Source organism: Paraburkholderia hospita (genome assembly GCF_002902965.1).
In the GTDB taxonomy this organism is placed as follows: Bacteria; Pseudomonadota; Gammaproteobacteria; order Burkholderiales; family Burkholderiaceae; genus Paraburkholderia; species Paraburkholderia hospita.
In genome coordinates, this window is record NZ_CP026106.1 from 1908805 (window position 1) to 1920742 (window position 11938).

The window sequence follows — 11938 nt, forward strand, 5'->3', positions numbered from 1 at the left end:
GATCGAGCGATGCCCGAAGACATTTCGTTTCTGCTGCTGCCGGGCTTTTCGGCTCTTGGCTTCATGTCGGCTATCGAGCCTTTGCGCGTCGCGAACCGTTTTCGCGAGAACCTTTACCGCTGGCATATCCTGAGCGTGGACGGCGCGCCCGTCGCCGCGAGCAACGGCATTTCGATGAATGCCGAAGCCGCATTCGGCGATGTCGATCACGCCCGAACGGTCTTTATCGTCGCGGGTTTCGATCCGCTTGCGTGCTACAGCCGCGCGCTCGGCGACTGGCTCCGGCGGCTCGACCACGCGCACGCGACACTCGGCGGCATCGACACGGGCGCCTTTATTCTGGCCGAAGCGGGACTGCTGCGCGCAACCGACAGCGTGACCTTGCATTGGGAAGCGCTCTCCGCATTCCGCGAGCGATACCCGTCGGTGGATGCGAGCGAAGAGCTATTCGAGATCGGCGCGCGGCGCATCACGTGCGCGGGCGGCACCGCTTCGATCGACATGATGCTCGACCTGGTCTCGCGCAGTCACGGCGCAGCGCTCGCTTCGTCGATCTCCGAACAATTCGTCGTGAGCCGCATTCGCCAGCGCTCCGATCATCAGCGCATGGAAATCGCCGCGCGTTACGGCGTGCATAACCGCAAGCTGATTCAGGTGATCGGCGTGATGGAACAGAACATGGAAGAACCGCTCGCGCCCGCCGATCTCGCGCAGGAAATCGGCGTCACGCGCAGGCAGCTGGAGCGGCTTTTCTGTTCATCGCTAAAGGACACGCCGACCCATTTCTATCTGCAATTGCGGCTGGATCGCGCGCGCGAGCTTTTGAGGCAGACGGATATGTCGATTACGGCAATTTGCGTCGCGTGCGGATTCGAGTCACCGTCGCACTTCTCGCGGACCTATCGCGCGCGGTTCGGCGCGAGTCCGCGCAGCGACCGGAGTCCGCTGCGCCATACTGCCGGTGGCAATGCGAATACGACACTGGAGACCGCAGTGCCTTGAATGTAGTGTCGTTTGATCGATTTGCGTTGCCCTTTGCGAACAAGGCAAATCAAACAGGCATCAGAACGAGTGCCGCATACCGATACGCACATCGGCCTGTGTCGTCGTGGTGGACGGCGTGAAGCTATAGCCGATCACTGCATCCACGCCGCTCGACGCCTTCAGATAATCGCCTGAAATATAGACGTCCGTGCGCTTGGACAGCAGATAGTGCGCGCCCAGCGAGCCCTGATTCCAGTGATGCCCTTCGAAGTTCGTGTACTGGTAGCCGCCGATCACGCTGAACGCCGGCGTCACCTGCCAGCTCGCGCCGCCTTCACCCACCTTCATGTGCGACGTGACGCCCAGGCCCTTGATCGTCGTATAGGTGAAGTTGCCCATCAGCGTCACGTCGCCGATTGCATAGCTCGAGCCGATGCCGAAGGTACCCTGCTTGTCGACGGGAAACGGATTACTCGAATAGAGATCAGTTATCGCGCCTGTCGCCGGATCGACGGTCACCGTCGGCTGGCCAAGGAAAGTGTGCACGCCGAGCATCGCGTACGGATCGAAGGCGTAGATGCCGTGCGGATTGTTCAGCTGCGTGTAGGCGGCGCCCATCGTGAACGGTCCATTCGCATAGTGCGCGCCGACGCTCCATGCGCTGTCCTGGTGGAAATCGCCCGCGACGTTGCCGAACGAGTACATGCCGCCGAACATGAAGCCGGCGAATTCATTCGACAGGAACTTCACCGAATTGGGCAGACGGTCGCCATTGAAGCGGTCGAAGTCGCCCTGGTGAATCGCATAGCCGCTCGCCCACGCCGAGATGTTGTACAGGTACACCATCTCTTCCGTCATATCCAGCTGATTGCCGAACGACAGCGTACCCCACTGGTTCTTCAGCCCCACATACGCCTGACGTCCGAATAGCGCGCTGCCGAAGCCCAGTTGCCCATTGCCGAGGTGAAAGCCGCTTTCGAGCACGAACACCGCCTGCAAGCCGCCGCCCAGATCTTCCGTGCCCTTGACGCCGAAGCGGTTGCCGTATGAGATGCCGTCGTCGAACTTCACGACGTGCGCGCCGCCCGTATTGTTGACCCAGGTAATGCCCGCGTCGACGATCCCATACAACGTGACACTGCTCTGCGCGTGACTCGCGTTCGATATTCCAGCGAGCACGAGCGCGACGCCTGTCAGTGTTGCGGCATTCAGCTTTTTCATTGTGTAGTTCTCTCTTGCCTGACTCTGAGGGGGATAGGGATGCGAAGCTGCCTTCGCGGCTTGTGCAATTCGCACGACGATGAATGCACAGTACAAATCCATTTTTCAGGCAACTCGACCAAACACGACGTACTTTGGTCTGTTAGCGACACACACACAACAAAAGGAACACGCGTACCGCATAAGAAATGCGCGCGGCCCCTTGCGGAACCGCGCGCCATTTGACAGTCCCGCCAATGCCGGTTCAATGAATGCCGAGTTGCGCCTGCACTGCCTGCAATCCGTCGCTGCCACTCGTGGTCGTCACGCCTTTGAGCCATGTATTTAACAAAGCGGGATTGCCTTTCAGCGCGTTCAACGCCGCGGTATTGATATCCACCTTGTTTTGCAGCACATTCGTGATGATCTGGTTTTCCAGATCGACATTGAATGTCAATTGTTGAAAGAGCCTGGCGAGATTCGCGCATTGCCCGGAAAAACCCGCGCGCGTTACCGTATTCACCGTCGCGCCACCGTAGTTCGGGCCGAAGTACGTGTCACCGCCCGACAGATAGGTCAAATGGAATTTCGTGTTCATCAGATGCGGTTCCCAGCCGAGAAACACGATCCATTGCTTGTCTCGCACCGCGCGCTCGACCTGCGTCAACATCCCCGTTTCACTCGATTCGACGATCTTCCAGTCGCCGAGACCAAATGCCTTATCGGAAATCATCTTCTTGATGTTCTGATTGGCGGGCGCACCTGGCTCGATGCCATAGATCTTTCCATTGAACTGGTCGGCGTGCTTGACGAGATCGGCGAATGAATGCACGCCCGCGGCGGCGACATAGTCGGGAACGGCAAGCGTGAATTTCGCATTGGTCAGATTCGCATGCAGCACGTCGATCGAACGTTCATCGACGAACGGCTTGACGAGCGGACCTTGCGCGGGCATCCAGTTGCCGAGAAACACGTCGATTTGCCCTTTTTTCAGGCCCTGATACGTGATCGGCACCGACAGGTTCGACACGTTCTGCTGATAGCCGAGCGCCTTCAATAGCACGCCTGTGACCGCGTTGGTCGCATCGATATCGGTCCAGCCGGGGTCGGCCATGCGGACTTGCGTGCAGCTTTGGGGCTCTGCTGCATGCGACGATCCTGTCATTGCAATGCCGCATGCAGCAAGCATCAATGCGGCCTTCGCAAGCGAACTTCTCCAGCGTATGTTCATCGTGGACTCCCGTATTGAAGTTTTCTCTCTCTTGCCCGTCATTAGCCGCTGACGATACGCGGATAACGCGCCATCGCTTCGAGCGTATCGAGTTCAATGTGATTGCGCATGTAGCGCAGGCTTGCGTCGTTGAATGGCTGCCAGTCCCATGAGCGGATCGTGCCTTGCGTCGTCGCTTCAAAATGAAAGCGCCGGCGGCGCTGGCTCGCAACCACCGCTTGATGCAGTGCGGGAATGTTCCAGCGCTGCGCGATCTCCTTGCGAAATGCGTCGACGAGCGTGGCATTCTTCGGGTCTTGCGCGAGGTTCACGCGCTCGTGCGGATCGTCCGCGAGATCGTAAAGCTGATCGGGATCGACGGGCGTATGAATGAACTTGTACTTGCCGCGCCGGACCATCACCATCGGCGCAATTGCGCCCTCCGCGAAGTACTCGACAATCGCTTCGTCGTGTCCACCGTCGTTGTGCAGATGCGGGATAAGGCTCTGTCCGTCCACAGAATCGGGCCATTCCGCGCGCCGGGTGCCCGCTGCCATTTCGACGAGCGTCGGCAGCAGATCGACGTGCGAGACGGATGCAGCCACGCGATGCGCACGATAGTGCTTTGGTGCATGCACGATTAGCGGCACACGCACGCCGCCTTCAAAGCACGTCATCTTGTACCAGAGGCCACGTTCGCCAAGCATTTCGCCGTGATCCGATGTGACGATGACGATCGTATCGTCGGCGAGGCCGGTTGCCTTCAGCGTGTCGAGAATCGCACCGAATTGCGCATCGACATACGAGAGCGCGCCATAGTACGCGTGTCGCGCGTCGCGGATCTGCTGTTCAGTCGGTGGCGTGAGATCCGCTTCGTAGACATCGCGCAGACGCTTTGAATGGGGATCGCTCTCTTCGCGCGTCAATGTCACGCGCGGCATGTCGATCTCTTCATCGCGGTACAGATCCCAGTATTGCTGCGGAATCGCGTAAGGATCATGCGGATGCGTAAGCGACGCGACGAGGCAAAACGGCCGCACGTCGCCGCCCGCCGCGCGCTCGCGCACGATGTCATACAGCTTCTGGCGCGTCGTGTACGTGACTTCATCGTCGAAATCGAGCTGGTTCGTGCGTACGCATGGGCCTGCATCGAGCACGGAACTCATGTTGTGATACCAGCTAGGCCGCACGTCCGGACGATCCCAGTCCGGCACCCAGCCGAAATCGGCGGGATAGATGTCGGTGGTCAGGCGCTCCTCGAAACCGTGCAACTGGTCGGGGCCGCAGAAATGCATCTTGCCCGAGAGGATCGTCCGATAGCCTACTACGCGCAGATAGTGCGCGAACGTCAGCGTTTGCGCGGGCAATTCGGCGGCGTTATCGTAAGCACCGATTGCGGCGGGCAATTTGCCCGCCATCATCGAAAAGCGTGATGGCGCGCACAGCGGGCTCGCGCAGTACGCGGAATCGAACACGACGCCTTCTTTTGCCAGCGCATCGATGCGCGGCGTCAACGAGACCTGATTGCCATACGCGCGCAGCGCGAACGGCGTCATCTGGTCCGCCATCAAGATAACGATATTCTGCTTTGTATTAAGGCTCATGAGCGGGGCGGATTAGAATCTTGGAGTTACGCATCGAAGTGCGGCGCTTGCAGTGCAACGAGCGCCGCCTGCACTTCACTATTGCCGTTCATTAAGCCTTTGTGAAGGCGGCGTGCGCTTATCGGCCCATAAGGGGATGTTATGCCGGGACCAGACCGTCTTCCGCCGATGCAGACCTTGTCGGCCTTCGAATCGGCCGCGCGCCTCGCGAGCTTCACGGCCGCCGCGCGCGAGCTCGGTTCGACTCAGCCCGCCGTGAGCCAGCGCATCGTGCAGCTCGAAGAGGACCTCGGCGCGCCATTGTTCGAGCGCGGCCATCGCGGCGTGACGCTCACGCCCGAAGGCGCGTTGCTCTATGAAGCCGTGCGCAGCGGCCTCGACACGATCCGCGAGGCGACATCCGACATCCGCGCGCGCCGCGCCACGGGCGCATTGACGATACTTACCGACGCCGGCTTCGCCACCTACTGGCTGATGCCGCGCCTGGCCCGCCTCAAGGCGTCGATGCCCGGCGTCAACGTGAAGATCGTCACCTCGCAACTCGGCTACGATCCGCACCGCGACCACGCGGATATCGCCATCGCGTTCGGCGACGGCCATTGGCCGCCCTGCACGTCGACGCGGCTTTTCGCCGAAGCCGTCACGCCCGTCTGCTCACCCGCGTTCCGCGATCTTCACGCACCCGTAAGCGTTGCCGCCGATCTCGCCGCATTGCCGCTACTACACGTGCAGCCCACCGACCCCGAGCGCTGGCTTGCCTGGAACACATGGTTCGCCGCGCACGGTCTGCAAGCGCCGGAAGACAGCCAGGGGATGATGTTCAACAGTTATTCGCTCGTCGTGCAGGCCGCACTGATGGGCCAGGGCGTCGCGCTCGGCTGGACGCCGCTCACAGACGAACTCATCGCGTCCGGCCTGCTCGTGCACCTGCTCGACACGCCCGTGACCACCGAGCGCGGCTATTACCTCGTCTGCCCGCCCGCGCGCCCCGCGCCAGCCGCCGTGCCACTCTTCCGGCGCTGGGTTTTCAACGAACTGATCGACCTGGGCGAGCACGCGCACGCCTGACGTTCCGATACCACGAGCACGGCGCATCGGTTCTATGCGCGCGCAAATTGGGCTGATTTACTTGATCATCCCGCTTGCCGCGTCGCGCTACGCTACAGGTTCAATGGCACGGCCATGCGGGAATCCCATATCGAATGACAGAGGACTCGCATGCCCACCACCGATCGCTCGCATCAGTTCGCGCTGACCCTTTCCTGCCCGAGCGCCGCCGGCCAGGTTGCTGCCGTCGTCGGCTTTCTCGATCGGCACCACTGCTATATCGATGAACTCACGGTGTTCGACGACGACATCAGCGCGCGCTTTTTCGTGCGCTGCGTGTTTCATGGCGTGGCGAACGCGCCCGAAGCGGCGCTGCATATCGATTCGTTGCGGCGCGAGTTCCACCCCATCGCGGCCGACTTCGATATGCAGTGGGCGATGCACGATCTCGACACGCGGCCCAAAGTACTGATCATGGTGTCTAAGCTCGAGCATTGCCTCGCCGACCTGCTATTCCGCTGGCGCATGGGCGAACTGAAAATGGACATTGCCGGCATTGCATCGAATCATCCCGACTTCGAGCCGCTTGCCGTGCAGCATGGTTTGCCGTTCCATCATCTGCCTGTGACGCCTGAAACGAAGCAGCAACAGGAAGCGCAAATTCTCGACCTGTTCGAATCGAGCGGCGCGGAGCTGATGATTCTCGCGCGCTATATGCAGATTCTCTCCGACGAAACGAGCCGCAAGCTGGCAGGCCGCGCGATCAATATCCATCACTCGTTCCTGCCAGGCTTCAAGGGCGCGCGGCCTTATCATCAGGCGCACGCGCGCGGCGTCAAGCTGATCGGCGCGACGGCGCACTTCGTCACCGACGATCTCGACGAAGGTCCGATCATCGAACAGGAAGTGCAGCGCGTCGACCATTCGTATGGGCCTGAGCGCCTGCTGGCCGTGGGCCGCGACGTCGAATGCATCACGCTGGCGCGCGCGGTGAAGGCATTCGTGGAACGGCGTGTGTTCATCAACGGCGACAGAACCGTCGTGCTCTGAAAGCAGAAGCCGCCGCGCTGCAAGGCAGACGCGGCGGCGGCATCACTTAAAGGCGATCAAAGGAACGGCTTCGCCAGATGGTGCGAGAACCACACAACGAACACAGCTAGCAGCAACGCGCCATACGGCAACAAACCGCGCAGACCGGCAGGCCGCAAACCGCCTTTCCACTCCATGTCCTGCTGCATGCGTGCCGGGAAACGCCCGCGATCCTGTACGTAGTGGCGGAACATGAACACGGGCACGATCAGCAGCATCGCGATCAGGCCGTTGCGCATCGTTCCCACGCCCTGCATGTCCGCGCCCGCGCCAATGAACGCGAGATCCAGATAGCCGCACAGCGCGCCCGCGGCGAGCAGCCACGCCGGACAACGGAACGGCCGGTCCGCATCCGCGCGATCCAGCCGGTGAATCCAGCCCGATTGCAGATTGAGGAACACGAAGATCATGTAGCAGACGTTCGAGATCGACAGCACTGTCATGTAGTCCGACATCAGCAGCAGGATCAGATTGAAGCCAAGGTCGGTCCACATTGCGCGCGTCGGCGCGCCGTGCTCGTTGACGTGCGACAGATACTTCGGCAGCCAGCCATCGACGGATGCCTGATACAGCGTGCGCGACGAGCCCATCATCGAGGTCATCACGATCAGCAGAATGGTCAGCATCAGCATGATGACGACCACGTCGAACATCAGCGCGCCGCCGCCGACCATATGCGCCATCGCGGCAGCCACGCCCGTGCCGTCGGCGATCTTCGGATCGAGCATGCCCTTCGTGCCCAACACACCCTGAAACGCGAGCGGCACCAGCGTCATCACGACCAGGCACGCCATGCCCGACCAGAAGATTGCTTTTACCGTATCGCTGCGCGGATCGCGGAACTCGCGCGTATAGCAGACGGCCGTCTCGAAGCCGTACGCGGCCCAGCCCGCCATGAACATCGCGCCGAACGCCATCGTGATGCCCGCGCCATTCCACGAGCCGAACGTCGAAGCCGTCACGCTGCCTTGCGCATCGTGTCCGAGCGGCAGCAGCGGCCACAGATGCACGGCGGGCACGTCGCCCGTCACGAACGGCACGATACCGACGATCAGCAAGGGCGCAAGCGAAGCAATGCCGAGTATGCGCTGCGTCTTCGCGGCTTTCGATGCGCCGCTATGCTGCAGTTTGAATGTAATCAGCAGAAAGATCGACGCGATGATGAACGTCGCGTTGATGCGTAGTGAAAGCCCCTGCTTGATGAAGCTAAGGTCGAGCAGTGTCAGACGCCACGTGTTGATCGCGGCATCGGGTGCATAGAGACTGGATAGCGCGTAATTGGCGGCAAGGCCCGTGCCCAACGCGAGCATCGGCGACCAGGCGAGCCAGTTGCACCACACGGAAACGGGCGCGATGGTCTTGCTATAGCGCACCCAGGCCATTGCGCCGTATACGGACGCGCCGCCTGACTTGTGCGGGAAAAGCCCTGAAATTTCAGCGTAAGTCGCGCTTTGAATCAGGCCCATCAGGATCGCCGCGACCCATATGGCCCACGCGGGTTGACCGATCGTTGCGGACACGCCGCCGATCGTAAACAGCACGCCGCCGGGCACGCCGCTCGTCACCCAGAATGCGTCTTTCCAGGTCAGGCCGCGTTGCAGCGAGTGACCTTCTTGTGCGGCGCCGTCGGTAGCGCCTTCGATACTGCGGGTACGCAGTCTTGCCTGATCCATCCAGAGTCTCCATCGTTAGAAAGAGCCTGCGCGCTGGCTGGAACACGAACAACCGGATACATCGATGCTGCAGATGCGCGCGCAGCGCATCTGCAGCATCACAAAACGCTCGTCAGAACGCGTTAGGGAAGGACGGTTATTGTGCTCCGCCTACCCAGCTGTTCACGCGGTCGCCGTGTGCGGCGATCCACGTTCCGGCTGCGTCGGCAGGCTTGGCGCCGTTCTCCGTCGCCAGCATGACGCTGTCGATTTCGCCCGGCTTCCATTGAAATTTCTTCAGAAACGCGACTACTTGCGGTGCCTTCGTATCGAGGCCCGGATTGATGACGCTATCCACGTGCTCGGATTCGCCGTACACCTTCTTCGGGTCTTCGAGGAACTTCAGCTTCCACTTGGCAAACATCCAGTGCGGTATCCAGCCTGTGACGATCACAGGTTTATTGGCATTCATCGAGCGCGCGAGTTCTGCGGTCATTGCGCTGCCCGAACTCGGCATCAGTTGATAGTCGAGGTTGTAGGCCTTGATTGCATCCGAGGTTTTCTTCATCACGCCTGCGCCGGCGTCGATGCCGACGATGCGTCCACCGAAGTCAGCCTTATGCGCCTGCAGATCGGCGATGGTCTTTTCCGGCACGTCGGCGGGCACGATCAGGCCGATCTTGGCGTCGTTGAAGTTGGGTCCCAGGTCTTGCACCTTGCCCTTGAACTGATCCCAGTACGCGCCGTGCGTGACGGGCAGCCACGCCGAGAGTGTCGCGTCCAGGTCGCCGCGCGCCACGCCCTGCCACATGATGCCTGCCGCTACGGGCACGAGTTGCACTGGGTAGCCGAGGCGTTTTTCGATGATCTGTGCAGCGACGTTCGATGTAGCGACGCTGTCGTCCCAGCCTTCGACGTAGCCGATTTTGATCGTCGGTTTGGTGTCCGCTGCCGCGGTGCCCGTGCCGATTGCGCTCATTGCGGCGAGTAGCGCCCCGCATAACATCAGTTTTTTAAGGTGCTTCATGGTCGATCTCCTTGTGGCCGCTTGCCGCGGTGTGGCTTTAGAATCGCTAACCAGAATGCATTAGGTGGTCGGGTTTGCGACGTTTACTTGTCTGTATGCGACGTGGTTTTTTTGGTTGTCTGCGACGCTGGGTGGTCCGCTTTGCTTTTCGCTAGCTTCCGCGTGATGACTTACCTGCGCATGCGTTGAACCTGTTCTTGCCTTTGCGCTGGCATCCGCGTTTTGCCTTCGTGCTTCGTGCGTCGTCGTTCGGTGTTTTGGCCTTTGCGCCGGCATCCGCGTTTTGCCTTCGTGCTTCATGCGTCGCCCCTGTGCGGGGCGGCACCTACTTTTCTTTGCCGCCGCAAAGAAAAGTAGGCAAAAGAAAGCGGCTAACACCGCCAGTTCTTGTGTTTGCCTGAGGGCCCCCAACCGGTCTTACGCTTCACACGGCAATCACGTGACCCATGTTCGTTGCCAACGTTCTTGCGGTGCGCCTCACCCGCTTCACGCACCCGCGCTGCACCATGCCGTGCCAGATATTCCACGGCCGCCCAGGTGGCAAACTGTGTGTAGGCCCTAGTGCCTCGCACGCCTCACTTCGGACCGATAGCGCATACGTTCCACCCTGTAAGAGCGCTACCCTATACGACGCGACAACCTACACACAGTTTGCCACCTGGGCGGCACATACCATCCGCTGCCGCTTGCCCGAGTACGGGTATCTGAAGCGGGTGAGGCGTTCATTCGAAGCGCTGGCAACGAGCACCAACCAGGGCACTGCCGTGTGAAGCGTGGGACCGGTTGGGGGCCCTCAGGCAAACACAAGAACTGGCGGTGTTAGCCGCTTTCTTTTGCCTACTTTTCTTTGCGGCGGCAAAGAAAAGTAGGTGCCGCCCCGCACAGGGGCGACGCTTGAAGCACGAAGGCAAAGCGCGGATGCCAGCTCAAACTCAAGCAAACCAATCAGCCGTCGCAGACAAAAAAAACTCACTTATCAACCACGAGATCACTCAAAGGCTTACTACAACACAACAACACCATCCCCTGATCGATCTCCCGCTGCCGAATCCCACCGTTATGCTTCATCTCCACCTGCCCGGAAACAAGCTTCACCTTGCAGGTGCCACACATCCCTTGTGTACAGGAAGCAGCCAACCGCACTCCGGCATGCCGGGCCGCATCCAGCACATGTTGCGACGAACCACATTCAATCGACCGGTTACTGCGTGAAAAGCTCACCGAGAACATTTGCGTGCCATTTGCAGCACCATTAGCCTTCTCTTCCGCCTCAAGCACTTCAGCCGCAACTTCAGGCTCATTCTCAATCAGCGTCTCGAAAGAAAAGCTCTCTTCGTGATACTGCTTGCGATCAAACCCCGCCTCATCGAGCAGATTGCGAACCGCCTGCATATAAGGCGCAGGACCGCAAGTAAAGATCTCCCGCTCCATAAAATCCGGAGCAATCAGCTTCAGCATCGGCAGCGTCAAAAATCCAGTAACACCTGGCCAGTTAGTACGACTCCCAACCCGCTCACAAACAAACGAAGTCCTGAAATTAACCTGATTAGAAGCAATCAGATCAAGCTCCCGCGAGAAAATAATATCGTCCGGCGTGCGAGCGCTATGCACAAACACGATATCGCGATCCTCACTCAACTCATGATGCGCGCGACTCATCGACATCAACGGCGTAATGCCAGACCCCGCCGACAAAAACAGATACTTCCGCGCCGGATGCCGCGCACACGTAAACTCACCCGCCGGCCCCAGCACCCGCACGCGCGCACCCGCCTGCAGGTTATCGTGCAGCCAGTTCGACACCTTGCCGCCAGGCACCCGCTTCACCGTGATCGAAATCGTATGCGGCCGCGTCGGCGACGATGAAATCGTATAGCAGCGGTTGATCGTCTCGCCGTCGATCTCCAGCTCCAACGTGATGAACTGCCCCGGCTCGAACACAAACGCACGGCCTTCCGGCGAACGGAAGAAAAAACTCTTCACGTCGTGCGTTTCCTGACGAACCTGGCAGCAGACCAGCGTTTCCTCGACATCGCTCGTCCAGCGCGCGGGCAACGCGCTCCAGAATTCGGGCTTCGTCACGCGGCTTTCGACGGGTCCGAAGGTTGCTGCATCGCGCATCATT

General features: G+C 60.3%; 9 protein-coding genes. 3 read left to right on the forward strand and 6 right to left on the reverse strand.

Going from position 1 to position 11938, the window contains the following annotated elements; all coding sequences use genetic code 11:
* Nucleotides 1–9: 9 nt before the first annotated feature.
* On the forward strand, nucleotides 10–1002 hold the full coding sequence (locus C2L64_RS26870) for a GlxA family transcriptional regulator (RefSeq protein WP_009770253.1): 993 nt from the start codon (nucleotides 10–12) through the stop codon (nucleotides 1000–1002).
* 60 nt (nucleotides 1003–1062) lie between these two features.
* Here the strand turns inward: C2L64_RS26870 and C2L64_RS26875 are convergent, their stop codons facing one another.
* From C2L64_RS26875 to betC, 3 genes are all read right to left on the reverse strand, one after another.
* Entirely contained in the window at nucleotides 1063–2205 is a 1143-nt protein-coding gene (locus C2L64_RS26875) for a porin (protein WP_009770254.1), read from the reverse strand.
* 244 nt (nucleotides 2206–2449) lie between these two features.
* Nucleotides 2450–3373: a choline ABC transporter substrate-binding protein gene (locus tag C2L64_RS26880; RefSeq protein ID WP_236674270.1), complete on the reverse strand. Its 924-nt coding sequence runs from the start codon at nucleotides 3371–3373 to the stop codon at nucleotides 2450–2452.
* A gap of 83 nt (nucleotides 3374–3456) precedes the next feature.
* Nucleotides 3457–4998, reverse strand: coding sequence for a choline-sulfatase (gene betC, locus C2L64_RS26885; protein ID WP_039902170.1), 1542 nt, complete (start codon nucleotides 4996–4998; stop codon nucleotides 3457–3459).
* A 141-nt stretch (nucleotides 4999–5139) separates the two neighbouring features.
* Between betC and C2L64_RS26890 the strand changes: the two genes are divergently transcribed.
* Together C2L64_RS26890 and purU are read left to right on the forward strand one after the other, a co-directional pair.
* Nucleotides 5140–6066, forward strand: coding sequence for a choline sulfate utilization transcriptional regulator (locus C2L64_RS26890; RefSeq protein ID WP_039902172.1), 927 nt, complete (start codon nucleotides 5140–5142; stop codon nucleotides 6064–6066).
* A gap of 150 nt (nucleotides 6067–6216) precedes the next feature.
* On the forward strand, nucleotides 6217–7095 hold the full coding sequence (gene purU, locus C2L64_RS26895) for a formyltetrahydrofolate deformylase (protein WP_009770258.1): 879 nt from the start codon (nucleotides 6217–6219) through the stop codon (nucleotides 7093–7095).
* A 56-nt stretch (nucleotides 7096–7151) separates the two neighbouring features.
* Here the strand turns inward: purU and C2L64_RS26900 are convergent, their stop codons facing one another.
* The 3 genes from C2L64_RS26900 to C2L64_RS26910 form a co-directional block, all read right to left on the reverse strand.
* Nucleotides 7152–8807: an APC family permease gene (locus C2L64_RS26900; protein ID WP_009770259.1), complete on the reverse strand. Its 1656-nt coding sequence runs from the start codon at nucleotides 8805–8807 to the stop codon at nucleotides 7152–7154.
* A gap of 136 nt (nucleotides 8808–8943) precedes the next feature.
* Complete coding sequence (locus C2L64_RS26905) at nucleotides 8944–9813, reverse strand: glycine betaine ABC transporter substrate-binding protein (protein WP_009770260.1); 870 nt, start codon at nucleotides 9811–9813, stop codon at nucleotides 8944–8946.
* Between the two features lie 969 nt (nucleotides 9814–10782).
* Entirely contained in the window at nucleotides 10783–11937 is a 1155-nt protein-coding gene (locus C2L64_RS26910; protein ID WP_009770261.1) for a hybrid-cluster NAD(P)-dependent oxidoreductase, read from the reverse strand.
* Nucleotide 11938 lies beyond the last annotated feature (1 nt).

Bases quoted from the DNA above. Each gene is read 5' to 3' on its own strand.
- C2L64_RS26870 (WP_009770253.1), top strand. From the start codon at position 10: ATGCCCGAAGACATTTCGTTTCTGCTGCTGCCGGGCTTTTCGGCTCTT.
- C2L64_RS26875 (WP_009770254.1), bottom strand. From the start codon at position 2,205: ATGAAAAAGCTGAATGCCGCAACACTGACAGGCGTCGCGCTCGTGCTC.
- C2L64_RS26880 (WP_236674270.1), bottom strand. From the start codon at position 3,373: ATGCTTGCTGCATGCGGCATTGCAATGACAGGATCGTCGCATGCAGCA.
- betC (WP_039902170.1), bottom strand. From the start codon at position 4,998: ATGAGCCTTAATACAAAGCAGAATATCGTTATCTTGATGGCGGACCAG.
- C2L64_RS26890 (WP_039902172.1), top strand. From the start codon at position 5,140: ATGCCGGGACCAGACCGTCTTCCGCCGATGCAGACCTTGTCGGCCTTC.
- purU (WP_009770258.1), top strand. From the start codon at position 6,217: ATGCCCACCACCGATCGCTCGCATCAGTTCGCGCTGACCCTTTCCTGC.
- C2L64_RS26900 (WP_009770259.1), bottom strand. From the start codon at position 8,807: ATGGATCAGGCAAGACTGCGTACCCGCAGTATCGAAGGCGCTACCGAC.
- C2L64_RS26905 (WP_009770260.1), bottom strand. From the start codon at position 9,813: ATGAAGCACCTTAAAAAACTGATGTTATGCGGGGCGCTACTCGCCGCA.
- C2L64_RS26910 (WP_009770261.1), bottom strand. From the start codon at position 11,937: ATGATGCGCGATGCAGCAACCTTCGGACCCGTCGAAAGCCGCGTGACG.